The organism is Streptomyces sp. CA-181903, from assembly GCF_050937075.1.
Taxonomy (GTDB): Bacteria; Actinomycetota; Actinomycetes; order Streptomycetales; family Streptomycetaceae; genus Streptomyces.
Window position 1 is genome coordinate 6,782,200 of sequence record NZ_JBNJLY010000001.1, and the last position, 23,829, is coordinate 6,806,028.

The window sequence follows — 23,829 nt, forward strand, 5'->3', positions numbered from 1 at the left end:
TCGGGGGACAAGACGCCGCGCCCGCGTCGGGGGATCGCCTGCGTCAAGACACCGCGCCCGTCAGGCGATCACATCCGCCGGGGAGACGCGATTCGTCGCAAAACCGCGTCCGCCAGGACACCGCGTGCGTCAGGAGACCGAGCCCGTCAGGAGACCACGTCCTTCGCCCGGAAGTGCCGGAACGCCAGCGCGAACAGCACCAGCGCGTACGCCACCGACACCGCCGTCCCCTTGATCATGCCGCCCCACTCGGCGTGCGGCTGGAGGGCGTCCGCCCAGGCGTACTGCCAGTGCGCGGGCAGCAGGTCGCGCCAGTGGCCGAGCGCGGTCACCGCGTCGAGGACGTTGCCGAGCACGGTCAGGCCCATCGCCCCGCCGACCGCGCCGAGCGGCGCGTCCGTCACCGTCGACAGCCAGAACGCCAGTCCCGCCGTGACCAGTTGGCTGACGAAGACGTAGAGGACGACGGCCGCCAGCCGGGCCACCGCCGTGTCCGCCGGGAGCGTCCCGCCGGTGGGGATCCGCAGCGGCCCCCAGCCGTACGCGGCCGAGCCCGCCGCCAGCGCCACCAGCGGCAGCAGCAGGATCGCCGCCGCACTGAACCCCAGCGCCACCGCCAGCTTGCTCACCAGCAGCCGCGTCCGGGGCACGGGCGCCGCCAGCAGGTAGCGCAGCGACGACCAGCCCGCCTCCGACGCCACCGTGTCGCCGCAGAACAGCGCCACCGGTACCACCAGCAGGAACCCGGCCGAGACGAAGAGCGCCGTGGCCGCGAAGTTCACCCCGGAGGCGGTGGCGGTGTCCATCAGCGTCACCCGACCGTCCCGGCCGCCCGGCCGCCCGCCGATCGCGAACGCCGCGATCAGGACGAACGGCAGGACCGCCAGCACGCCCCCGACCACCAGCGTGCGCCGCCGCCGCAACTGCCGCGCCGCCTCGACCCGCAGGGGCAGGGTGCGCCCCGCGCGGTAGCCGGGCGCGGTCGCCGGGGGCGTGCTCGTGCCTGCGGTCATGCCTGGCCTCCGATCAGGGTCAGGAACGCGTCCTCCAGCCGCCGGTGCGGGCCCACACCCGTCACCGGAACCTCCAGCCGGACCAGTTCCACCAGCAGTTCCGGGGTGCTCGCGCCGTCGAGGCGGACCAGCAGCCCGCTCTCCGCGCGGACGGCCGACGCCACGCCGGGCAGCGCGCCGACCTTCTCGGCGACGGCCTCGGTCACCTCGCCGTCCACCCCCACCAGCAGCGTCTCGCCCGAGCCGGTGATCTCCGCGACCGGGCCCGCCGTCACCAGCCGGCCCCGGTCCATGACCACGAGGTGGGTGCAGCTCTGCTCGACCTCGGCCAGCAGATGGCTGGACACGATCACCGTGCGCCCGGCCGCCGCGTACCGGATCATCACCTCGCGCATCTCGCGGATCTGCGGCGGGTCGAGGCCGTTCGTCGGCTCGTCCAGGATCAGCAGGTCGGGCAGGCCCAGCATGGCCTGGGCGATGGCCAGCCGCTGCCGCATGCCCTGCGAGTACGTGCGGACGGCCCGGTCCAGCGCGGAGCCCAGCCCGGCGATCTCCAGGGCCTCCTGGACGTGCGCGTCCTCGGCCGGGCGGCCGGTGGCCCGCCAGTACAGGTCCAGGTTGGCCCGGCCGGACAGGTGCGGCAGGAAGCCCGCGCCCTCCACGAACGCCCCGACCCGCGACAGCACGGGCGCGCCGGGCCGGATCGCGTGCCCGAAGACGCGCACCTGGCCGCCGTCCGGCCGGATCAGGCCCATCAGCATCCGCAGCGTCGTGGTCTTGCCCGCGCCGTTCGGCCCGAGCAGGCCGAGCACCTGGCCGCGCTCCACCCGGAACGACAGGTCGCGGACGGCGTACCGGTCCGCCGACTTGGCGTACCGCTTGCTCAGCCCGTCGATGACCAGCGGGACGTCCGCGAGCGCGGGGTCCGGCGCGGGGACGGGACCGCGTCGCCGGCCCGTCAGCAGCAGCGCGACGGCGACCACCAGCCCGCCGGCCGGCAGCCCCCACGTCCACCAGGGCAGCGCGGCCGAACCGGTGCGGACGCCGGGCGCGGTGGGCACGCTCAGCTCGCGGTCCGCGAGGGAGACGGTGTACGCGGCCGGGGCCGTCGGCGAGGCGTAGCCGAGGTCCGTCGAGGAGAGGACCAGCCGCATCCGGTGCCCGGCCTCGAAGACGTGGTCGACGGCGGGCAGCCGCACCTCCACCGTCCGGCCGCCCTTGGCGTCCGTCACCCGCAGCGGCGTCACCAGCTGGCCGGGCAGCTGCTGCCGCCCGTCCGGGCCCACGTCGTACACCTTCGCGAACAGCACGGCCTCGCCGCTGTCCGACGCCACCCGGACCCGCGCGACCGGTGTGCCGGTGGCGCGCACGCTCTCGGTGAGCTTCGGGGAGTCGAAACGGGCGTACTGGCCCGGGAAGTCGAGGGACACCCCGACGCCCAGGCCGGAGAGGCGGGAGAGCCCGCCGAGCCCCGGCACGGCGGACACCGCGGGCGGCGAACCGCCCGCCGGGTTGCCGAAGCGCTGCTCGCGGCCGGTCAGCGGCACCGGCCGGGGGTCGTCGCGCAGGCCGGGGTAGCGGTCGGCGGTCGCGCCGCGCAGCCGCGCGGTGCCGTCGGTGGTGTCCAGGCCGCCGGTCCGGCTGATCCTGAACGCCGGGCCGGTGCCGGTGCTTTCGTCTTCCTTCAGGTAGCGGTCGAACCAGGCGCGGGTCCGGCCGGCGACGCGGTCCTCCTCGTCGGAACCGCCGGTGTCATGGCCGCCCGCGATCCAGTCGACGGCCACGGGCGCGCCGTTGCGGGCCAGGGCCTCGGCGGCCCGGTCCGACTCCGTGAGCGGGAAGAGGGAGTCGCTCTGGCCCTGGACCAGCAGCGTGGGCACCTTGACGGCGCGGGCCACGGCCGACGGGCTGCGGCGCTCCAGCAGCGCGCGGGCGTCCACGTCCGGCCGCCCGGCGACGGCGACCCGCTCGTACATCGCGCACAGCTCCGGCTCGAACCGGCCGCAGCCGCCGCCCGAGCCCTTCGCGCCGGAGGCGGTGGAGGTGGAACCGGTGGTGAAGAAGACGCCCGCCCAGAGCTTCTTGAACACGTCGTTCGGGAAGAGGGCGCTGTTCAGGTCCCAGTAGGTGATCTGCGGGGCGATCGCGTCGACGCGCTTGTCGTGCCCGGCCGCCAGGAGGGCGACGGCGCCGCCGTACGAGGCGCCCGCGATCCCGACCCGCGGGTCGCCCGCGCGGTCGAGCCGCACCTCGGGGCGCTTGGCCAGCCAGTCGATCAGGCGGCTGACGTCGGCGACCTCGCGGTCCGGGTCGTTGAGGCCGATCCGGCCGGTGGAGTCGCCGAAGCCGCGGGCGGACCAGGTGAGGACCGCGTAGCCGTCGCGGGCCAGCTTCTCGGCCTGGCCGCGTACGTCGTCCTTGTCGCCGCCGAAGCCGTGCGCCAGGAGGACGGCGGGTCTGCGGCCGTCGCCGCCCGCGGTGAAGAACGACGTGTCGATGCGGACCGACGCCTCGGCGCCGCCGGTTCCGGACTCCGGCATCGTCAGGAAGCGGTCCTCGCGGTGCACCGGGGGGTCGCCGCCGGTGGCCTCCGCCGCTGTCCAGGTGCCGGCGCCGACGAGGACGCCGAACGCGGCCAGGGCGGCGGCCAGGCGGCCTCGCCGGGGGCGGGGCAAACGCAGCTTCATGTCGCGAATGGTATGCGGCGCGCTGCGCGGGCCGGGCGGACGGGGTGAGCCCCGGCCCCGCCCTTTCTCCCCCAGCTACCGCTGGGAGGTGCCCCAGTTTCTCGCGGGGGCAAGCCCCCACACCCCCGAAACCGCGCTCCGCGCGGTTGTCCTCAGACGCCGGACGGGCTGAGTGGAAACCCCGTGTACGTCACGCCGCCCCTCTGTTAGCGTGACCGGCATGCAGCGCGCCAACCAGCACTCCACGACGACGCCGGATCCGTCCCGGCGCGCTGACAGCTGACATTGTCCGAAGCCCCGGGGCGAGTGCCCCGGGGCTTCGTGCTGCCGCGGTCACTCGCCTCACCACTCCTGAGGAGACCGCCGTGCACGATCACCGCCGACTCGGCCGCGAGCTGGACCTGTTCGACACCGACCCGCTGATGGGCGCGGGACTTCCGTACTGGCTGCCCGACGGCGCCGCCGTGCGGCACGCGCTGGAGGAGTACATCCGGGAGGTCGAACGCCGGGCCGGGTACCGGCACGTGTACTCGCCCGTGCTCGGGAAACGGGAGCTCTACGAGATCTCCGGGCACTGGGCGCACTACGACGACGACATGTTCCCGCCGATGGACCTCGGCGGCGAACAGGTCGTGCTGCGGCCCAGCATGTGCCCGCACCACGCGCTCATCTACCGCTCACGCTCCCACAGCTACCGCGAACTGCCGCTGCGCGTCGCCGAGCTGGGCGGCATGTACCGTTCCGAACTGTCGGGCGTCCTCGGCGGACTGACCCGGGTGCGGTCGATCCAGCTCAACGACGGACACATCTTCTGCACCCTCGACCAGGCGGCCGAAGAGGCCGCCGGCGCGCTGGAGTTGATCCGCCGGGCGTACGAGGCGCTGGGCATCGTCCCCGCCCGCTACCGGCTGTCCCTGCCCGGGCCGGGCGGCAAGTACGTGGCCGCGCCGGAGCTGTGGGAGCGGTCCGTCGCCCTGCTCACCGACGTCCTCGACCGGTCCGGGCTGCCGTACGAGGCGGCCGAGGGGGAAGCCGCGTTCTACGGGCCGAAGATCGACGTGCAGATCGCGGACGCGGCCGGCCGTGAGGCGACCCTGTCCACCGTCCAGATCGACTTCCACCAGCCCGAACGGTTCGACCTGCACTACATCGGCGCGGACGGCGCCCGGCACCGCCCGGTGATGGTCCACCGCGCGGTCATCGGCAGCGTCGAGCGGGCGGTGGCCCACCTCATCGAGGTGCACGGCGGCGCCTTCCCCGCCTGGCTGGCGCCCGTCCAGCTCGTTCTCCTCCCCGTCTCCGAGGCGGAGCTGCCCGCCGCCGAGGCGCTCGTCCGGCGCTGTCTCGGACTCGGCCTCCGCGCCGAGGCCGCCGCGCCGGACCGCGGCACCCTCGGCGCCCGGATCCGGGAGGCCCGGCTCGTCCCGTACCAGGCCGTCCTGGGCCCCCGGGAGGCGGCCGCCGGGCAGCTCGCCGTCCGGCTGCGCGACGGCCGCAGGCTCGCGCCGCTGCCCGCCGACGCGTTCCTGTCCCGGGTCCGGGGCCTGGTCGAGGCGTACCGCACCGACCTGTGGGACGAGCCGGCGCACGTGTGACGGTCAGGGGGCGTACGGGTGCAGGGCCCCGGCCGTACGGACGCGTGCCCGGAGACGGTCGTCGCGGGGGATGCGGACGGCGGCGCGCACGCGCCGATCATGCCGGACGCCGTGCCGGCACCCGCCGCGCGGGGGAGCGGTGTTCCGCCGCGCGGCGGAGGGGGTCGGCCCCGGGGACGAGGTGCCGCCCGTGCCGGCGGCGGCAGAGTGGTGTCCGGCCGGGGGAGACCCCGGCGGACCGTCTCACCACCCGTCTCACCGCCCGTCAGGAGAACCCGTATGCCCCGCGCCCGCCGCCCCCTCACCGTCGTCGCCACCGCCCTCGCCGGCGTCGCGGCGCTGGCCCTCACCACCGGTGCCGCGAGCCCGGCCACGGCCGACGGCTCCGGCCGGAGCGCCGCCGCCCGGACCGCCGACGAGCCGTCGCTCACCGGCACCGGCAAGCTCGCGCGGAAGCCCGGCGACGACGTCCACTTCACCATCGACGCCCATGGCTTCCTCGACAAGGCGCACGGCACCTTCCAGGTGAGCCACCGCTACGGCCCGAAGTGGAGCGCCGCCTTCAAGGGCCGTATCGACTGCCTCGTCACCGGCGGCCCGGTCGCCGTCGCCACGGGCGTCGTCACCGAGTCGCACGTCACCGACGCGCCCGGCATGCCGAAGATCGGCGACCTCAAGGGCAAGCGGTTCGGCTTCACCGTCCTCGACCAGGGTCGCAAGGACCGGCTCGGCTACAGCTGGGCCCTGGACGGGCTGCCGCGGAACAGCGTGCCGAAGTGCTTGGGCAGCGCGCCCTTCGAGACGTTGGAGAAGGGCAACTACAAGGTGCACCACTGGATGCCCCCGCGCTGACCCCCGGCCGGGGCGATCCCGACGCGCTCGCGCTCGCGCCCGCGCGCCGGTGCACCGGGCACGCGCCGGTGCACCGGCACGGGAGCCGCGCCCCGGCCCCGCCCGGTTTTCCCGCCGGGGGCAAGCCCCCGCGCCCCCGCGGCACGCGTCCTCAAGCGCCGGACGGGCTGGTGCGGCGTGCCCGTAGCGTCACGATCTCGAACGGCCGCAGTGTCAGCCGGACCGTTCCGTCCGTCGGCTCCACCGCCTCCAGCGGGCGTTCCAGCAGGTCGCAGCGGTGTACGGAAGCCGTCGGGAAGGAGAACGCGAGGCCCGCCCCGGCCCGGCCGCCCAGGGACTCGTAGACGCGGACCACGACGTCGCCGCTCCCGTCGTCCGCCAGCTTCACCGCCGACACCACCACCGCCTCGTTGTCCACGTGCACCAGGGACGGTGTCCCCCGGTCGCCCGGGACCCGGCGTTCCGGGATGGCGACGCGGTGGCCCTCGCACACGGCGTCGTCGATGCGGGCGCCCGGCACCAGGGCATAGCGGAAGCGGTGGGTGCCCTGGTCGGTGCGGGGGTCGGGGAAGCGCGGGGCGCGCAGGAGGGACAGGCGGAGGGTGGTGGTCGTTCCGGGGACGGACGTTTCCGGGGCGCGGGTGGTGCGCGTCACGTCGTAGCCGTACGTCGAGTCGTTCACCAGCGCGACGCCCCAGCCGTGCTCCTCCACGTGGACGAAGCGGTGGGCGCACGCCTCGAACTTGGCCGCGTCCCAGCTGGTGTTGGTGTGTGCCGGACGGTAGAGGTGACCGAACTGGGTCTCGGCGGCGACCCGGTCCGCGTGCACGTCCAGCGGGAAGGCGGCCTTGAGGAACTTCTCCGTCTCGTGCCAGTCGACCTCCGTGGTGAAGTCGACCCGCCGCAGCCCGTCCGGCAGCGAGATGCGCTGCTCGACCCGGGACGCGCCGAACGCGCGGACCACCCGCACCGCGCCCCCGTCCGTGAGCTCCATCGACTCCACGTCCGTGAGGTCGGTGACGGTGTTCCGGTAGAACCGGTCGACGTCCCAGGCGTCCCACATGTTCGGGAAGTCCTGGTGGAGCTGGAGGAGGTTGGCCGCCGCGTCCGGGGGACCGTCTCCCGGCCGGTCTCCTTGTCGACGACGGAGACGACGAGGCCGCGGGCGTCGACCTCCACCCTCAGCAGGCCGTTCTCCAGGACGTACCCGCTGCCCTCGCGTGCCATGGCCGTCGCCGGTACCGGGCGCGGCAGTTCGTCCGCCGGCCTGGCGGACCGGGCCGCGACGCAGGCGCGGCCGTGCGGCGCGGCGTTGAAGACGACCGTGCCGCCCGCCGAGGCGCCCCCGGCGAGCGCCGTCAGCGCGTCCGCGACCAGCGACTCCAGCTCGGCGGCGACCGCCGCGTAGGTGGCCGCGGCCTCCCGGTGCACCCAGGCGATCGACGTGCCGGGCAGGATGTCGTGGAACTGGTGCAGCAGCACGGTCTTCCAGAGCCGGTCCAACCGCTCGTACGGGTACGGGAAGCCGGTGCGCACGGCCGCCGTCGCCGACCACAGCTCCGCCTCGTACAGCAGCCGCTCGGCCCGGCGGTTGCCCTGCTTGGTGCGGGCCTGGCTGGTGAGCGTGGCCCGGTGCAGCTCCAGGTACAGTTCGCCGGCCCACACCGGCGCGTCCGCCGCGTACTCGGCGTGCGCCTTCTCGAAGAACGCCGACGGCCGTTCGAACACCACCCGCGCCGATCCCTCCAGGTCCGCGAGCCGCCGGGACCGCGCCAGCATCTCGCGCGTGGTGCCGCCGCCCCCGTCGCCCCAGCCGGTCGGGGCGAGGGAGCGGGTGGCGCCGCCCTTCTCCCGGAAGTTGCGGACGGCGTGCGCCAGTTCCTCGCCGGAGAGCTGCGCGTTGTAGGTGTCGATGGGCGGGAAGTGGGTGAAGACGCGGGTGCCGTCCAAGCCCTCCCACCAGAACGTGTGGTGGGGAAACTTGTTGGTCTTGCTCCAGGAGATCTTCTGCGTCAGGAACCACTTCGACCCCGACAGCCGCACGAGTTGCGGGAGTGCGGCCGAGTAGCCGAACGAGTCCGGCAGCCACACCTCCTCCGTCTCGATCCCGAACTCCTCCAGGAAGAACCGCTTCCCGTGCGTGAACTGCCGGGCCAGCGCCTCCGACCCCGGCATGTTGGTGTCCGACTCCACCCACATCCCGCCGACCGGCACGAACCGCCCGTCCGCCACCGCCTTCTTCACCCGCGCCCAGACCTCCGGCCGGTGCTCCTTGATCCAGGCGAACTGCTGCGCCTGCGACATCGCGTAGACGAAGTCCGGCTCCTCGTCCAGCAGCGCCGTCATGTTGGACGTGGTCCGGGCCACCTTGCGCACCGTCTCGCGCAGCGGCCACAGCCACGCGGAGTCGATGTGGGCGTGTCCGACGGCGCTGAGCCGGTGCGCCGACGCCTGCGCAGGCGCGGCCAGGACGTCGGCGAGCAGTTCGCGGGCGCGGGCGGCCGTGCCGCCGACGTCCTGGAGGTCCACGGCGTCCAGCGCACGTTCCACCGCCCGCAGCACCTCCCAGCGGCGCGGCGACTCCTCGGGCAGGCCGGTCATCAGCCCGTCCAGCACCTCCAGGTCGTGCACCAGCTCCCACACGGCGGCGTCGAACACGGCCAGGTCCATGCGGCCCAGCCGGTAGTGGGGGCGGCGGTCGGCCGTCGCGAGGTCGCCGAGCTCGGTCGGGCGGAACGGCTCGTAGTCGAGGATCACCGGGTTGGCGGCGGCCTCGATGTGCAGCCGCACCTCCTCGCCCCCGGCCGCCGGGGCGCCGATCCGCACCCACTGGTTGCGCGGGTTGAGGCCCTTCACCGGCGAGCCGTCCGCCCGGTAGACCAGTCCCTCGCACTGGAATCCGGTCAGGTTCGGGTCGAACCCCAGGTCCAGCAGGGCCTCCACGGTCCGCCCCGCCCACGCGGCGGGCACCGTGCCCGTCACCGTGAACCAGCTCGTCCCCCAGGCCGGACCCCAGGCGTCCCCCGGCCCGATGGGCTCGCGCGGCGCCGCCAGGCCCTCCGCGACGGGCACGGGCTCGCCGGGCGCGTGCCACACGCCGACGGTCAGCGGCACCGACTCGGGGTACACGGCCGGGCGGATGCGCTCCTCCAGCACCCGCCGCAGGCGGTCTTCGGTGGTCGTGCGGTCGTTGTGCATCGAGTGTCCTTACCGATCGGGTTACCGGGGGTTCGTTGCCGAGGCTTCGTTACCGGGAGTTCGGGTCCCGCCAGCGGAACCGGATGACGGCGGGGGCCGAGGAGGCGTACAACTCGTCCACCGCGCGCACCTCCACGCGCGTGACCGCCTCACCGGCCGTACGGCGCAGGTCCGGAACGTAGGAGGCATGCCCACAGGTGCCGCCGAGGAAGCGGAGGCCGCCGCCCGGCAGGCACTGGCGCAGTTCGTAATGGCGGACCGGGCCGGGGGACGGGCGCCAGGCCAGGCGGAGGGCCGCGGTGCCGTCGGGCCGGACCGCCGCCGCCGTGACCTTCGGCCGGCCCGGCCGGGCGGGCGGCCTCGGGACGCCGTCCCGTACGGCCAGCCGGCCCAGCCGCCAGCGCACCGGCCCGCCGCCCGGCGCGGTGAGGCGCACGCCCAGGGTGCGGAGCGTGCCCCGGGCGCGGCCCCGCAGCAGCGCGCCCGCGCGGACGGTCACCGTGGTCCACGCCGGGCCGGCCCGCCCGGCGGCCAGGACGCCGGTGCGTCCGTCCCCCGCGTCCGCGACGAACTCCACCCGCACCGGCGCGCTCCCCGCGTCCGCGCGGTACGTCAGCTCGACGACCGTGGACGGTGTCAGCGGCAGCCGGGCCGCGTACAGCTCCACCGTCGCGGGCTCCGGCAGCGGACCGGCGACCAGCAGGCTGCCGCCGCCGTGCCAGGCGTCGGCGAAGTCGTAGCCCACCGAAGGCGCCGGGTCCGGGCCGGCGATCACCCGGCGGCGGCCGGGCAGCCGGTCCTGGAGGCCCAGGTGGTGCCAGGGACCGGACGGGACGGGCCGCCCCCGCTCGTACCAGCCGAGCCCGTGGCCGGTGTTGAACACGGTCGCGAACGGGAGGGCGGTGAGCGTCGAGCGGTCGGCGACGGACGCGGCGGGGGCACGCCAGGTGCCGGTGGTGCCGCCCGTGCCGGACCAGAAGCGGTCGTCGCGGGCGTGGAAGGCGGCGGGGGAACGGTCGGCCGCCTGCTTCCAGGTCCACTCGGGGCGGTACAGGCCCAGCGAGGTGACGTGCGGGCGGTCGGGCGGGAGGACGGCGTCCCAGTCGACGGGCGTGTCCCAGCCGCGCGCCTCCACGTCGACGCCGGCCCACAGCGCGTACCGGTCCCGGCCCATGGCCTCGGCCCGCTCCCCGGACGACCGCAGGCCCGCGCGCGTCCAGCCGAAGTTGACGAACATCGTGCCGGCCGCGCGGAAGAAGGCGTCGTTGCGGTCGTTCAGCTCGTTCTGCCACGCGACGTCACCGGAGATCGCCAGCGCGTCGTACCAGGTGACGCGCAGCCCGTCGCCCCGGCGGCGGAGGTGGGCGACGAAGTCGCGCATGTCCGCGCCCAGCCGCGCGTCGCCGCCCTCCGTCTCGGCGTTGAGGAACCAGCCGTCGAAGCGGTGCGCGCGGGCCACCGCGATCAGCCGGTCGGCCAGCGGGAAGCCACCGTCCGGCCCCCGGCGCAGCAGCTCCCGCGTCCACTCCAGCCGGCCGCCGAAGGCCGCCGGGGGCAGGAACACCGTGCCCAGGACGGGCACGCCGTGCCGGTGGGCGGCGTCCACGACGGGCGCGGTGGGCGCGAGGATCAGGCCCTCGCCCGAGGAGCCGCCCCAGAACACCAGCTCGTCGAGGTGGGCCCAGTGGGTGAACGCGTAGTGGTCGGCGGTCGGCCCGCCCTGGGCGGGGTGCCCGGAAGTGGGGGCGAAGGAGACCAGGGCGCTGATCTTCGCCTGTCCGGTGCGGGCGCCGTCGTGGGGTGGGGGAGTGAAACGCGGGGCGAGCGGGACGGAAGCGCGGTTGAAGGGGAGGTCGGGGTCGTCCTCGGGTCTCCACCGGGCGAGGCTCCGCCACACGACGCCGGGCGGGGGCGCTCCGGGAGGCGGGGTGTCGGGGAACCAGTAGGCGGCGTAGGGCTGGAGGTCCGGGGGGCCGTCCGGGGCGGGAGTACGGGCGGCCGGCGCGGCGGGCGGCGCGCCGGGGGAGCGGACCGGCGCGCCGGGGTAGCGGACCGGCGCGGCTGCCGCCGCCGACGGCAGCGCGGGCGGCAGGACGACGGCTGCCGCGAGCCCGGCGGCGAGGACGTTCCGGCGGGCGGGCCGGCCGGGAACCGACCGGTGGGCAGGCCCGTCGGGAGCGGATCGGCGGGTGGAACCGCCGGGGTCGGAACCGGGGGAGCGGATCGGTGGGTGGAACCGCCGGGGTCGGAACGGTCGGGACCGGATCGGTGGGTGGAACCCCCGTGCTCGGAACCGTCAGGGCCGGCTCGGCGGGGGGAACCTCCGTGGTCGGAACCGCCGGGAACGGATCGGTGGGTGGGTCCGTGCATGATGCGCCTCCGAGGGGATATGCGGAGGGACAGCCCCGGCCCCGGGGATCGCGCCCTCCTCGTTCGGCTCCGGGGCCCGTGGGCGGACCGGGCCCGCGGCGGTGTCCGGCGGTGGTCAGGGGAGCCGGTCGACGGCGACCGTCTCCTCGACGCCCCGGCCCGCCAAGTGGCCCGGTTCACCTATCCGCTGGGCGAGCACCACGGCCGGCCTGACCCCGTCCGCGGCGTTCCGCATCCACGCCTCGAAGAAGGCGCCGCCCGGCGCGCACAGCGGCCGCAGCGGGGCGCTCTCCACGTCGCCCGCGTCCAGGATCAGCGCCGTACGCCGGGGCGCGGGTTCGCCGTACGCGCCCGCCGCGTACTCCCGTACGACCCGGGCCAGCGCCTCGCCCGCCGGTTTGAGCCGGCGGTCGTTGGTGAACAGCCCGAGGTCGTACTCCAGCGCCGGGAAGTCGGCCAGGGCCCGGTCCACGTCGTGCGAGCACCACCAGGTGACGCCCCACAGCCCGGGGCAGTCCAGCGCGTTGCGGACCGTGGTGCGGGTGAACTCGGCCGCCCGCGTGGCCGGTACGTGCGGCGCGGGCGCCCCGACCTCCTGCAGCCAGACCGGGCGCGCCGGATCGTCGGCCCACGCCTTGGACAGCTCGATCAGGTACGCGGCGTGCAGCCCGGTCGCCGCGCCGTCCGGGCCGTGCCGCTGGGCGGTGCCGTTGAACACCCAGGAGTGCACGGCGGTCATGGCGCCGATCCGGGCCGCGTGCGCGGGCGTGAACGGGTGCGTGCCGTCGTACCAGGCGGCGTCGTACGCGGCGTGCAGATGTGTCCGGCCAGGCGCGGCCCGTTCGCACGCCTCGGTCATCCGGCGCAGCCAGTGGCCGGCCTCGGCGGTGGTGACCCGGTCCGGGTCGGGGTGCGGGTCGCCGGCGAACTGGTTGGTCTCGTTGCCGACCGTCATGCCGAGGAAGTTGGCCCGCCCGGCGAGCGCCCCCGCCAGCTCGGCGAGGTAGCGGGCCTGGGCGTCCACGACGTCCGGATCGGTGAACAGGTTGCGGCGGTGCCAGGTGGTCACCCACGACGGCAGGAAGTCGAAGCTCGACAGGTGTCCCTGCAGCCCGTCCACGGCGACGTCGAGCCCGCGCTCCCCGGCCGCGTCCACCAGCCGGACCAGCTGCTCGACGGCGCGCGGCCGGATCAGCGTCCGGTTGGGCTGGAACAGCGGCCAGAGCGGGAAGACGCGGACGTGGTCCAGGCCGAGGGACGCGACGCAGTCCAGGTCGGCGCGGACGTCGTCGAGGTCGAAGTCCAGCCAGTGGTGGAACCAGCCGGGGCTCGGGGTGTAGCTGACGCCGAAACGCACGCTCATGGAGCTCCTCTCCGGATCGGATGCGGCCTTCTCCAGGGCGTTCAGCCCTTGACGGCGCCCTCGCCGGTCCCGCGGAAGAAGTACCGCTGGAGGCAGGCGAACAGCACCACGAGCGGGGCCACCGCGATGACGGTCCCGGCGGCGACGAGCCGGGGGTCCTGCTGGAAGGTGCCGTGCAGGAAGTTCAGGCCGACGGTCAGGGTGTAGCGGTCGGAGTCCGAGAGGACGATCAGCGGCCAGAGGAAGTCGTCCCAGGCGCCCATGAACGCGAAGATCGCGACGACGGCCAGGGTGCCGCGCACCGACGGCAGCGCGATGCGGGTGAACCGCTGCCAGGTGTTCGCGCCGTCGACGACGGCCGCCTCCTCGATCTCGCGCGGGATGCCGGCGAACGCGTTCCGCATCAGCAGCACGTTCAGCGCGCCGACGGCCCCGGGCAGCACCACGGCAGTGAGGGTGTTGTTGAGGTGCAGGTCGCGCATCATGGTGAACTGCGCGATGACCAGGGATTCCGCCGGAACCAGCAGCGCCGCGACGAAGGCCAGGCCCGCGATCCCGCGGCCCCGGAAGCGGAGCCGGGCCAGCGCGTAGCCCGCCGTCGACGCCCCCACCAGGTTGGTGAGCACACTGGCCACCGCCACCGTCAGCGAGTTCAGGGCGTAGTCCCAGACGGGGACGATGTCGGCGACCTCGGCGTAGTTGTGCGCGGTCGGGTGCTCGGGCAGGAAGCGCGGCGGCGAGGTGTAGACGTCCTCGGTGGTGCTCTTGAACGAGGTGGACAGCTGCCAGAGGAACGGGCCGACGGTCAGCGCCAGCACCGCGAGCAGCAGCACGTAGCGGAACACCTTCTCCGCCCACGACGTCCTGGTCACCGGCGCTCCCCGCGGTCCGCCGCGTCGCCGCCCCGCCCGGCGCGCAGCACCAGCAGCATCAGCAGCAGCGCGATCACGAAGACGACGAGGGAGAGGGTCGAGGCGTAGCCCACTCGACCGTCGAGCCCGGTGCCCGTCCGCTGCACCAGCATGACGAGCGTGGTGTCCTCCCCGGCCGGCCCGCCGGTGGGCCCCGCCAGCAGGAACACCTCGGAGAAGACCTTGAACGCGGACACCGACGACAGGGCGCCGACCAGCACCATCGTGGAGCGGACGGCCGGCACGGTGACGCTGGCGAAGCGGCGCAGCGGGCCGGCGCCGTCGACCGCCGCGGCCTCGTGCAGCTCGCGCGGGACGTTGGCCAGCGCGGCGAGGTAGATGACCATGTAGTAGCCGAGGCCCTTCCACACGGTCAGCGCCATCGCGCTGAACAGCAGCAGCCAGGAGTCGCCGAGGAACGACACCGGCCCGGCGCCCAGGACCTTGAGGATGCCGTTGACCAGCCCCCGGTCGTCCAGCATCCAGGACCAGATCAGCGCCACCGCCACCACCGAGGCCACCACCGGGGTGTAGAACGCGGAGCGGAAGAAGCCCATCCCCGGCAGCCGCTTGTGCACCAGCAGCGCCAGCAGCAGCGGCAGCAGCACGGTGAACGGGACGACGAGGACGACGTACAGCGCGCTGTTCCGCAGGGCCACCCGGAACTGCTCGTCGTGCAGCATGTCCCGGAAGTTCCGCAGCCCGACCCAGTGCCCCGGGACGAGCGTCCGGGCGTCGGTGAACGCGTCGCGGACGGTCGTCAGGAACGGGAACAGGCTGAACGCGGCGAGGACGCCGAGGCCGGGCAGCAGGAGCAGCCAGGGGGTGGCGGGGTGGTGGAGGCGGACGCCTCTGCGGGCCACGCCTCTGCGTGTCATGTCTCCGCGGGCCATGGCCGGATCACTTCCGCCGCAGCAGCCGGTCGCTCTGCGCCACCGCGTCGTCGAGCGCCTCCTTCGGCGACTTCTTTCCCTGGAGGGCCTTGGCGACCTCGTTCCGCAGAACCGTCTTCATTTCGTCGCTCATCACCACGGGCGTGTAATTCACGGCGCCTTTCAGCGCTTTCGCGGAGGCGACCCGCACCCGGCCCTCGTCCGTTCCGTCGTCCTTCGTCCAGTACGGGTCGTCCAGCGAGCCCTTCGTGCTCGGGAAGACGACCACCCGGTGCGCGAACGCCTCCTGGTTCCGCCGGTCGGTCACGAAATGGGCGAAGGCGATGGCCGCGGCCTTGTGCCTGCTGTTCCGGTTGACCGCGAGCCCCATGACGTACATGTTCGGCTTCCCGGTGTTGTTCGGGGCGTCGGTGATGCCGAGATTCCGGTACAGGCTCGGCGCGTTCTTCCGGAAGTTCGCCAAGTCGTTGGCGCCGCCCGGATTCATGGCGACCTTCTGCTCCAGGAATTTCCGGCCCGCCTGTTCCGGGGTGCTCGTCAGCGCCTGCGGGTCGAGCCCGCCGTCGTCGTGCAGCCGCTTGTAGCGGGTCAGCAGCTCGACGCCCTTGGGCTCGTTGTACGTGAACCGGCCGGCGTCGTCGTCCATCAGCCGCACGCCGTACCGGCCGAAGTCCTCGATCGCCGGGGTGCCCGCCAGGGTGGCCGTGCGGCCGCCCGACCGGCGGGACATCTCCGCGGCCGCGGTGAACAGTTCGTCGTAGGTCCGCGGTGGTTTCTCCGGGTCCAGGCCGGCTTCCCGGAAGAGGGACTTGTTGTAGAAGAGCGGGCCGGTGGTGAGGTACCAGGGGAACGCGTAGGACCCGTCCAGCCCCGGCAACGTGTTCCCCCGCCACGCCTCCGCGGTGTACTCGTCCCGGAACTTCGCGGCCACCGGCTCCTTGTCGAGATTCAGCAGAACGCCCGCCTTGGCCAGCGGATAGGAGAGGTCGGGGGAGACGTTCACGACATCGGGCAGGGTGCCGGCGGCGGCGTCCGCGCCGAGTTTGTCCGCGTAGTGCTCGGCGGGCTGGTCCAGCCATCTCACCGTGACATCGGGATGCTGTTTCTCGAATTCCTTGGCCAGGGACTCGAAGTAGTCCTTGTAACCGGCCCGGAGGTTCCAGGTCTGGAACGAGATCCGGCCCTCGATCCGCCCGTCCGCCGCCGAACCGCCGCCCCCTCCGTCATCCGAGCCGCAGGCGCTCAGCGCCAGTGCGAGGGCGAGCAGCGGAACGGCCGGCCGGACGGTTCTCCGGACGACTCCACGGGACGGGTGCATGGCCGGGCTCCTTCGGTCGGGCCGGAAGGTGGCGGTCCAAAAGGTGCACCCGGAAAGGGAGTCACGTCAATACTTCCGTCAACGACTAATGCGCTTTAGTGTGTTGGGGCCCGGGCCGGTGCCGGGCCCGCTCCGGACGCCCGAGGAGACCCCATGCGCCGCCTGCCGGCCCGCCGCCCGACCATCCGCGACATCGCCCGCCGCGCCGGGGTCTCCGAGAGCGCGGTGTCCTTCGCGCTCAACGGCCGCCCGGGCGTCTCGGAGGGCACCCGCGAGCGCGTCCGGCGCGTCGCCGAGCAGCTGGGCTGGCAGCCCAGCACGGCCGCCCGCGCGCTGTCCGGCGAGGGCTCCGCCACCGTCGGCCTCGTCCTCGCCCGGCCCGCCCGGACCCTCGGCGTCGAGTCGTTCTTCCTCCGGCTCGTCTCCGGCGTCCAGGAGGCCCTCGCCGTGCGCGGGCTCGGCCTGCTCTTCCAGGTGGTCGAGGACGTGACCGCCGAGTGCGCGGTGCACCGCCGCTGGTGGGCCGAACACCGCGTCGACGGCCTCCTCGTCGTCGACCCGCGCGCCGACGACCCCCGGCCCGCCCTGCTCGCCGGCCTCGGCCTGCCCACCGTGGTGATCGGCGCGATGGACGACCCCGCCTGGGAGCCGGCCCCGGACGGCGCGCTCTCCAACCTCTGGGCCGACGACGCCGAGGCCATGGACTCCGTCGTCGCCCGGCTGGACGCCCTCGGCCACCGCCGCGTCGCCCACGTCGCGGGCCTCGGGGAACTCGCCCACACCCGGCGCCGCGCCGCCGCCCTGCGCCGGGCCGCCGAGCGCCACGGCCTGCACGTCACCTCCGTGACCACGGACTACTCCGACGTCCAGGGCGCCGAGGCCACCCACCGGCTGCTCGCCGCCCCCGAGCCGCCCACCGCCGTCGTCTACGACAACGACGTGATGGCCGTCGCCGGCCTCGCCGCCGCCGCCCGCCGCGGCCTGGCCGTCCCCTCCGACCTCTCGATCGTCGCCTGGGACGACTCCGTCCTCTGCCGCAGCACCCACCCGCCGCTCACCGCCCTCGCCCGCGACACCACCGCCTTCGGCCGGCGCGCCGCCGAGGAACTCATCGCCCTCCTCGACGGCGGCCCGGCCCGCCGCACCCGGGACGCCACGCCCCGGCTGGTGGAACGGGGCTCGACGGGACGCGCCGGGGGCCGGCGGCCCGCGCCGTCCGGCACCGCCCTCCCACCTCGAGCATGACCACCCCGCGCCGTGCGATTTAATTGCGAGGTATTCGCAACAGCAATCGAGAAGTGAACTGGGGTGGAGGGCATGACGGCCCGGTCCATACGGGTGACGGCCGCCATGGTCGCGGCGGGCATGCTGGCCACGGGCGCCGCCGCCTGCGGCAAGCCCGGCGGCGGGAAGGGCTCCGGCGGGGTCAGGGACTCGCTCGTCGTCGGCCTCGCGAACGAACCGGAGACCCTCAGCCCCCTGCTCGGCTACGGCAAGGACGGCAACTCCAAGATCTTCGACGGCCTGCTGCGCCGCGACGCGGACATGAAGCTCCGCCCCGCCCTCGCCGCGTCCCTCCCGAAGATCACCGACGACGGCCGCACCTACACCTTCCCGCTCCGGCACGGCGTGAAGTTCAGCGACGGCAAGCCCTTCACCGCCGAGGACGTCGTCTTCACCTACCGGACGATCCTCGACGAGAAGACCAACAACGCCGACAAGGGCGAGCTCGCCGCCGTCGACAAGGTCACCGCCCGCGGCGACGACACCGTCGTCTTCTCCCTCAAGTACCCCTACGCCCCCTTCGCCGAGCGCACCGTCCTGCCGATCGTCCCCGAGCACGCGGCCAAGGGGCAGGACGTCAACACCGGCCCGTTCAACACCAAGCCCATCGGCACCGGACCGTACGTCCTCACCGGCTGGAGCAAGGGCGAGAAGCTGACCTTCAAGGCCAACCCCGACTACTGGGGCGGCGAGCCGAAGGTCAAGAAGCTCACCATGGCCATCATCAAGGACGACGACGTCCGGGCCACCCGGCTGCGCAGCGGCGACCTCGACGGCGCCATCCTGCCGCCCAACCTCGTCAAGGGCTTCAAGGGCGACGACTCCAAGACGACGATCACCGCGAAGACCACCGACTTCCGCGCCGTGACCCTGCCCACCGCCAACAAGGTCACCGGCGACACCGCCGTCCGCCGCGCCCTCGACCTCGCCGTCGACCGCGACGCCATGGTCAGGAGCCTGCTGGAGGGCGCCGGCCGGGCCGGCTACGGGCCCGTCCCCACGAACAGCGAGTGGTTCGCCAAGGGCACCGAGCGCCCGTACGACCCGGAGAAGGCGAAGAAGCTGCTGGACGACGCGGGCTGGAAGCCCGGCGGCGACGGCGTCCGGGAGAAGGACGGCGAGCGCGCCGAGTTCACCCTCTGGTTCCCCGCCGGCGACAAGCTCCGCCAGGAGCACGCCCTCGCCTTCGCCTCCGACGCCAAGAAGATCGGCATCCGGGCCAAGGTGCAGAGCGGCACCTGGGAGGTCATCCAGCCGCGCATGAAGGACGACGCGGTCCTCGCCGGCGGCGGCAACCCGGCCGACCCCGACTTCGACCTCTACAACCTCCTGCACTCCTCCCTCGCCCTCGACGGCTTCAACAACATGGCCGCCTACAAGAACCTTGAGGTCGACAAGGCCCTGGAGGAGGGCCGCCGCGGCGGCGACAAGACCGCCCGCAAGGCCGCGTACGACAAGATCCAGCACGCCCTCGCCGACGACCCCGGCTACGTCTTCCTCACCCACGTCGACCACCTCTACGTGGTGAAGAACGACTGGAAGGACCTCACCACCCAGGTCGAGCCGCACGACCACGGCCTCGGCGCCGGCCCCTGGTGGAACGTCGAGGACTGGCAGCCCAAGCGGTGAGCACCCGCAGCACCCGCGGGACGGCCCTGCCCTGGGGGCCGATGGCCCGCATGGCGGGACGGCGGCTGCTCGCCGCCGTCCCCGTCCTGCTCGTCGTGACCTTCGCCGTCTTCGCCGTCGCCGCCGCCTCCCCGTTCGACCCCGCCCGGGCCTACGCGGGCGGCGGCGGCCCCGGCACCGGCCAGGACGTCCTCGACCAGCTCCGGCACAACCTCGGCGCCGACCGCCCGTTCGCCGCCCGCTGGTGGGACTGGCTGACCTCCGCCCTCACCGGCGACCTCGGCGTCTCCACCACCCTGCGGCAGCCCGTCGCCCAAGCCATCGGCGAACGCATCGGCTGGTCCGTGCTGCTCTGCGGCACCGCCTTCGCCGCCGCCGTCCTCGCCGGCACCGCCCTCGGCGTGCTCGCCGCCCGGCGCCGCGGCGGCCTCCTCGACCGGGCCGTCACCTCCCTGGCGTACGTCCTGGAGGCGGCACCTCCGTTCTGGCTCGGCCTGCTGGCCGTCTGGTTCTTCGCCCTCAAGACCGGCGCGCTGCCCGCCGGCGGCCTCACCGACACCGGCAGCGACACCGTCACCGCCGGCCAGGTCGCCTCCCACCTGGTGCTGCCCGCGGCCGTCCTCGCCGTCACCCAGCTCCCGTGGTTCGTGCTGTACGTCCGGCAGGGCGTCGGCGACGCGCTCGACGAGGACCCCGTACGCGGCGCCCGCGCCCGCGGCCTCTCCGAACGCACCGTCCTGCTGGGCCACGCCCTCCGCTCCGGACTGCTGCCGGTCCTCACCCTGATCGGCTCCCGCGTCCCCGAACTGATCACCGGAGCCCTGCTCGTGGAGACCGTCTTCAGCTGGCCGGGCATCGCCTCCGCCACCGTCGACGCGGCGACCGGCGTCGACTTCCCGCTGCTCGCCGCGCTCACCGTGCTGGCCACGGCGGCCGTGCTGATCGGCAACCTGCTGTCCGACGTGCTGTACGGGCTGGCCGACCCGAGGGTGGGTTTCGATGGCTGACACCGCCGTACGCCTCGGGTGGCGCCTCCCCAAGGGCGCGGTGAGCGCCGCGCTCGTCGCCGCCACGGTCCTGACCGTCGTCCTCGTCCCCCTCTTCGTCCCCCTGGACGAGCAGGCCGTCGACCTCGGCTCCAAGCTCCGGGCGCCCAGCGCCGCCCACCCCTTCGGCACCGACGAGGTCGGCCGCGACCTGCTGCTGCGTTCCGTCTACGGCCTACGGGTCTCGCTCCTCGTCGGCGCGGTCGCCGCGCTCGTCGCCACCGTCGTGGGCACGGCGGTGGGCGCCCTGGCCGGGGCGCTCGGCGGCTGGGCCGACCGCGTCGTCATGCGCGTCGTCGACCTCTTCTCCTCCGTGCCGCACCTGCTGCTCGGCATCTTCGTGGTGGCCATGTTCCGCCCCGGCGTCGGCCCGGTCATCGCGTCCATCGCCGTCACCCACTGGCTGTCCACCGCCCGCATCGTCCGCGCCGAGGTGCTGTCGCTGCGCTCCCGCCCGTTCGTCGACGCGGCCGTCTCCGGCGGCTCGTCACGGCTGCGGATCGCCGTACGGCACCTGCTGCCGGGCGTCCTGCCGCAGGCCGGGCTGGCCGCCGTGCTGATGATCCCGCACGCGATCTGGCACGAGTCGGCCCTGTCGTTCCTGGGCCTGGGCCTGCCCACCCACCAGGCCAGCCTGGGCAACATGGTGCAGGCGGCGCGGGGGTCGCTGCTGGCCGGCGACTGGTGGCCGACGCTCTTCCCCGGCCTGTTCATCATCGTCCCCACCCTGGCCGTCGCGGGCCTGGCGGCCGCCTGGCGCGAACGCCTCTCGCCTCGGCGGCGATCGGAGCTGACGCTGTGATGGTCCCCACCCCGCCCCGACCCGATTCCCGCGGGGGAGAACCCCCGCGCGCGCCCCGGACGACCGGGGCGCCGCCCCCCGCCCCCGCAACCGCGCTCCGCGCGGTCGGCCTCAAACGCCGACCGGGCTGAGCCGGCCGACCCGGCGCCCGGGGCCGAGCCGATCGACCAGCGCGGGCGGGCCATGCCGGCCCGGCCGGTGCCTGAGGCCGAGCGACAGACGCACGAGCGGGGCATATCAGCCCGGCCGGCGTTTGAGGCCGAGCGGCGCAGCCGCGACGAGGCGGGGGTGCGCGGGGGCGGAGCCCCTGCGGAGGGCCGGAGCGTGGTTTCGCGGGAAACCCCCTTCCTGGAGTCAGCCCGGCCGGCGCTTGAGGCCGAGCGGCGGACCCGCGACGAAGCGGGGGCACGCGGGGGCGCAGCCCTTGCGGGAAACGGGAAGGGGAGGGACCGGGGCACAGCTCCGCAGGACACCACCCCCCTCCTGGAGGTCCAGAACCTATCCGTCCGCTTCCGCATGCGCGGCGCCCGCGAAATCGCCGCCGTCACCGACGCCACCTTCCGCCTCCACCGAGGCGAATGCCTCGCCCTCATCGGCGAGAGCGGCTGCGGCAAGTCCGTCCTCGCCTCCGCCCTCCTCGGCCTGCTGCCGGGCAACGCCCGCACGGAAGGCCACGCCTGGCTGAGCGGCGGACGTGCGGGTGACGAGCGGCTCGGCGGTGGCCGGGCAGGCGAAGAACGGCCCGACGGCGGCCGGGCCGACCGCGGCGGCGACCGCCTGGACCTCCTCGCCGCCGACGAGCGTACGCTCGCCCGCACCGTCAGAGGCCGCCGCATCGGCCTCGTCCCCCAGAGCCCCGCCGCCCACCTCACCCCCGTCCGCACCGTCCGCTCCCAGCTCCGCGAGACCCTCCGCGAGCTGACCGGCCGGCGTGACGGCGAGGAGGCCGCCGCCGCACGCGCCGCGTTCCCCGCCGACCACCTCGACCGGCACCCGCACCAGCTCTCCGGTGGCCTGGCCCAGCGCGCCGCCACCGCCCTCGCCCTCGTCGGCGACGCCCCGCTGCTGCTCGCCGACGAGCCGACGACCGGACTCGACCGCGCGCTCGTGGACCGCACGGTGGACGAACTGCGCGCCCAGGTGGACCGGGGCCACACGCTCCTGATGATCACGCACGACCTGGCGGCGGCCGAGCGGATCGCCGACCGCGTCGCCGTGATGTACGCCGGCCGCATCGTCGAACTCGCCGACGCCGAAGCCTTCTTCGGTGATCCCGGCCCCCGGCACCCCTACGCCCGCGGCCTGCTCGACGCCCTGCCCGAACGGGCCTTCACTCCCATCCCCGGCATGCCCCCGGAACTCGGCGACCTCCCCGCCGGCTGCGCCTTCGCCCCCCGCTGCCCCCGCGCCGCGGACGCCTGCGCCGCCGTCCCGCCGCTCACGGACGGCGTCGCCTGCCACCACCCGAGGAGCGACCGTGCTTGAACTGCGCGGCATCACCGCCGGCTACGAGCCGCGCCGGCCCGTCGTCCGTGACGCCTCCCTCACCGTGGCCGCGGGCGAGGCGGTCGGGCTGCTCGGCCCCAGCGGCTGCGGCAAGTCCACGCTGGCGCGGGTCGCGGCGCTGCTGCACCGCCCCGACGCCGGCACGGTGGTCCTGGACGGCGAACCCGCGCGCGGCTGGCGGCACCGTGCGCCCCGCGAGCAGCGCACCGCGTTCGGCGTGGTCTTCCAGCAGCCGAGGATGTCCGCCGACCCCCGGCTGCGGCTCCACGACCTGATCGCCGAACCGCTCCGGGCGACCGGCCGCTGCGCGGAGGCCCCCGGCCGCGTCCGCGAACTCGCCGCCGCCACCGGCCTCACCGCCGACCTGCTCACCCGCCGCCCGCACGAGGTCAGCGACGGCCAGCTGCAACGCGCCTGCCTGGCCCGCGCCCTGGTGCTCCGGCCGCGCTGGCTGGTCTGCGACGAGATGACGGCGATGCTCGACGCCTCGACGACGGCCGCCCTGGTCGCCGTCGTCGAGGACTACCGCAGGGAGACGGGCGCCGGCCTGCTGGCCGTGGGCCACGACCCGGTCCTCCTCGACCGCTGGTGCGACCGGACGGTCCGCTGGCAGGAGGTGGCGACCGTGCCGCCCGACGACCGCCCGGGCCGGGAGGCGACCGAGGCCGGGAGGCCGTCGCCGGCGGTCTCGGCCCGCCCCGCGGAAGCGGCCGCGCCTCCGGGCGCGCGAACGGGCGACGGCTCCCGAACCCCGGCGTCCGCCCCTGACTGACGGCTGTGTTCGGTCCCCGGGGACGAGCCCGGGTGGCCGTCGCCCGTGCTGCCGACCCGGCCGCCGGAAGCCGGCCCCCCGGGTGCGACGATGGCCGACGGCTCCCGTCCCCACGTGCGTCTCCGGCCGACGGCCGCCCCGCTCCGCCTCCCTACCACCGAGGACCCCATGACCGCCTCCGCGAGGAAACGCCCCCGCCGCACCGGCACCGCCGCCCCCGCGGCGGACCGTTGCACCGTCACCGTCTGCCGAGGCTGCTGCTGCGGCACCCCCAAGGTGCCCGGCGTGGACCACGCGGCCCAACTGCGCGCGCTGCGCGAGGCGCTGGACGGTACGGCCGCCGTGCGCGTCACCGACTGTCTGGACGCCTGCGAACAGGCCAACGTCATCGTCGTCCAGCCGTCCCGGGCCGGCCGCGAGGCCGGTGGGCGGCCCGTCTGGCTGGGGCTGTGCAACGATCCGGACGTCCCCGCCGACATCGCGGCCTGGACGGAGGCCGGCGGGCCCGGGCTCGCCGACCCGCCGGGCGTCCTCGACCTCTACGTCTTCACACCGTCCCGGCGCGTCCGCGAGAACGTCAAGGACTGACC

At 74.8% G+C, this 23,829-nt stretch carries 15 protein-coding genes and 2 pseudogenes; 9 read left to right on the plus strand and 8 right to left on the minus strand.

The annotated features are described in order from the left end of the window. Positions 1 to 146: 146 nt before the first annotated feature. Both ACQEVS_RS30065 and ACQEVS_RS30070 read right to left on the minus strand, forming a co-directional pair. Entirely contained in the window at positions 147 to 1,013 is an 867-nt protein-coding gene (locus ACQEVS_RS30065) for an ABC transporter permease (RefSeq protein ID WP_433025784.1), read from the minus strand. Beyond that, positions 1,010 to 3,700, minus strand: coding sequence for an alpha/beta fold hydrolase (locus ACQEVS_RS30070; protein ID WP_433025787.1), 2,691 nt, complete (start codon positions 3,698 to 3,700; stop codon positions 1,010 to 1,012). Before ACQEVS_RS30070 ends, ACQEVS_RS30065 begins: the two co-directional genes overlap by 4 nt. A 284-nt stretch (positions 3,701 to 3,984) precedes the next feature. Here ACQEVS_RS30070 and thrS point away from each other — a divergent pair, with 284 nt between their 5' ends. Beyond that, positions 3,985 to 5,295, plus strand: a complete 1,311-nt coding sequence (gene thrS, locus ACQEVS_RS30075; RefSeq protein WP_433028036.1) for a threonine--tRNA ligase — start codon at positions 3,985 to 3,987, stop codon at positions 5,293 to 5,295. 279 nt (positions 5,296 to 5,574) lie between these two features. Next, positions 5,575 to 6,147: a hypothetical protein gene (locus tag ACQEVS_RS30080; protein ID WP_433025790.1), complete on the plus strand. Its 573-nt coding sequence runs from the start codon at positions 5,575 to 5,577 to the stop codon at positions 6,145 to 6,147. Positions 6,148 to 6,298: 151 nt separating this feature from the next. Here the strand turns inward: ACQEVS_RS30080 and ACQEVS_RS30085 are convergent. From ACQEVS_RS30085 to ACQEVS_RS30110, 6 genes and pseudogenes are all read right to left on the minus strand, one after another. Next, positions 6,299 to 9,345: pseudogene (locus tag ACQEVS_RS30085) on the minus strand (alpha-mannosidase). Positions 9,346 to 9,394: 49 nt separating this feature from the next. After that, positions 9,395 to 11,437 (minus strand): endo-beta-N-acetylglucosaminidase, encoded by a 2,043-nt coding sequence (locus ACQEVS_RS30090; RefSeq protein WP_433028039.1) that lies wholly within the window; start codon positions 11,435 to 11,437, stop codon positions 9,395 to 9,397. A gap of 393 nt (positions 11,438 to 11,830) precedes the next feature. Then, complete coding sequence (locus tag ACQEVS_RS30095; RefSeq protein WP_433025793.1) at positions 11,831 to 13,078, minus strand: glycoside hydrolase 5 family protein; 1,248 nt, start codon at positions 13,076 to 13,078, stop codon at positions 11,831 to 11,833. A 41-nt stretch (positions 13,079 to 13,119) separates the two neighbouring features. Next, positions 13,120 to 13,950 (minus strand): carbohydrate ABC transporter permease, encoded by an 831-nt coding sequence (locus tag ACQEVS_RS30100; RefSeq protein ID WP_433025796.1) that lies wholly within the window; start codon positions 13,948 to 13,950, stop codon positions 13,120 to 13,122. Then, complete coding sequence (locus tag ACQEVS_RS30105) at positions 13,947 to 14,867, minus strand: carbohydrate ABC transporter permease (RefSeq protein WP_433025799.1); 921 nt, start codon at positions 14,865 to 14,867, stop codon at positions 13,947 to 13,949. The genes ACQEVS_RS30100 and ACQEVS_RS30105 overlap by 4 nt, the downstream gene beginning before the upstream one ends. A gap of 22 nt (positions 14,868 to 14,889) precedes the next feature. After that, on the minus strand, positions 14,890 to 16,200 hold the full coding sequence (locus tag ACQEVS_RS30110) for an ABC transporter substrate-binding protein (protein WP_433025802.1): 1,311 nt from the start codon (positions 16,198 to 16,200) through the stop codon (positions 14,890 to 14,892). Between the two features lie 153 nt (positions 16,201 to 16,353). Between ACQEVS_RS30110 and ACQEVS_RS30115 the strand changes: the two genes are divergently transcribed. The 7 genes and pseudogenes from ACQEVS_RS30115 (at position 16,354) to ACQEVS_RS30145 (ending at position 23,827) form a co-directional block, all read left to right on the plus strand. Continuing rightward, on the plus strand, positions 16,354 to 17,445 hold the full coding sequence (locus tag ACQEVS_RS30115) for a LacI family DNA-binding transcriptional regulator (RefSeq protein ID WP_433025805.1): 1,092 nt from the start codon (positions 16,354 to 16,356) through the stop codon (positions 17,443 to 17,445). Between the two features lie 72 nt (positions 17,446 to 17,517). Further along, entirely contained in the window at positions 17,518 to 19,113 is a 1,596-nt protein-coding gene (locus tag ACQEVS_RS30120; protein ID WP_433025808.1) for an ABC transporter substrate-binding protein, read from the plus strand. Between the two features lie 41 nt (positions 19,114 to 19,154). Further along, entirely contained in the window at positions 19,155 to 20,120 is a 966-nt protein-coding gene (locus ACQEVS_RS30125) for an ABC transporter permease (RefSeq protein ID WP_433028042.1), read from the plus strand. After that, entirely contained in the window at positions 20,113 to 20,961 is an 849-nt protein-coding gene (locus ACQEVS_RS30130) for an ABC transporter permease (protein WP_433025811.1), read from the plus strand. Before ACQEVS_RS30125 ends, ACQEVS_RS30130 begins: the two co-directional genes overlap by 8 nt. A gap of 516 nt (positions 20,962 to 21,477) precedes the next feature. After that, positions 21,478 to 22,446, plus strand: a complete 969-nt coding sequence (locus ACQEVS_RS30135) for an ABC transporter ATP-binding protein (protein ID WP_433025814.1) — start codon at positions 21,478 to 21,480, stop codon at positions 22,444 to 22,446. Continuing rightward, positions 22,439 to 23,092: pseudogene (locus tag ACQEVS_RS30140) on the plus strand (ABC transporter ATP-binding protein); the annotation flags it as partial. The gene ACQEVS_RS30135 and the pseudogene ACQEVS_RS30140, both read left to right, overlap by 8 nt. A gap of 315 nt (positions 23,093 to 23,407) precedes the next feature. Next, entirely contained in the window at positions 23,408 to 23,827 is a 420-nt protein-coding gene (locus tag ACQEVS_RS30145) for a (2Fe-2S) ferredoxin domain-containing protein (RefSeq protein WP_433025817.1), read from the plus strand. Positions 23,828 to 23,829 lie beyond the last annotated feature (2 nt).

Excerpts from the sequence above, each read along its gene's own strand:
- ACQEVS_RS30065 (WP_433025784.1), bottom strand. The coding sequence starts at position 1,013 with ATGACCGCAGGCACGAGCACGCCCCCGGCGACCGCGCCCGGCTACCGC.
- ACQEVS_RS30070 (WP_433025787.1), bottom strand. The coding sequence starts at position 3,700 with ATGAAGCTGCGTTTGCCCCGCCCCCGGCGAGGCCGCCTGGCCGCCGCC.
- ACQEVS_RS30080 (WP_433025790.1), top strand. The coding sequence starts at position 5,575 with ATGCCCCGCGCCCGCCGCCCCCTCACCGTCGTCGCCACCGCCCTCGCC.
- ACQEVS_RS30095 (WP_433025793.1), bottom strand. The coding sequence starts at position 13,078 with ATGAGCGTGCGTTTCGGCGTCAGCTACACCCCGAGCCCCGGCTGGTTC.
- ACQEVS_RS30105 (WP_433025799.1), bottom strand. The coding sequence starts at position 14,867 with ATGACACGCAGAGGCGTGGCCCGCAGAGGCGTCCGCCTCCACCACCCC.
- ACQEVS_RS30110 (WP_433025802.1), bottom strand. The coding sequence starts at position 16,200 with ATGCACCCGTCCCGTGGAGTCGTCCGGAGAACCGTCCGGCCGGCCGTT.
- ACQEVS_RS30115 (WP_433025805.1), top strand. The coding sequence starts at position 16,354 with ATGCGCCGCCTGCCGGCCCGCCGCCCGACCATCCGCGACATCGCCCGC.
- ACQEVS_RS30120 (WP_433025808.1), top strand. The coding sequence starts at position 17,518 with ATGACGGCCCGGTCCATACGGGTGACGGCCGCCATGGTCGCGGCGGGC.
- ACQEVS_RS30125 (WP_433028042.1), top strand. The coding sequence starts at position 19,155 with ATGGCCCGCATGGCGGGACGGCGGCTGCTCGCCGCCGTCCCCGTCCTG.
- ACQEVS_RS30130 (WP_433025811.1), top strand. The coding sequence starts at position 20,113 with ATGGCTGACACCGCCGTACGCCTCGGGTGGCGCCTCCCCAAGGGCGCG.
- ACQEVS_RS30135 (WP_433025814.1), top strand. The coding sequence starts at position 21,478 with ATGCGCGGCGCCCGCGAAATCGCCGCCGTCACCGACGCCACCTTCCGC.
- ACQEVS_RS30145 (WP_433025817.1), top strand. The coding sequence starts at position 23,408 with ATGACCGCCTCCGCGAGGAAACGCCCCCGCCGCACCGGCACCGCCGCC.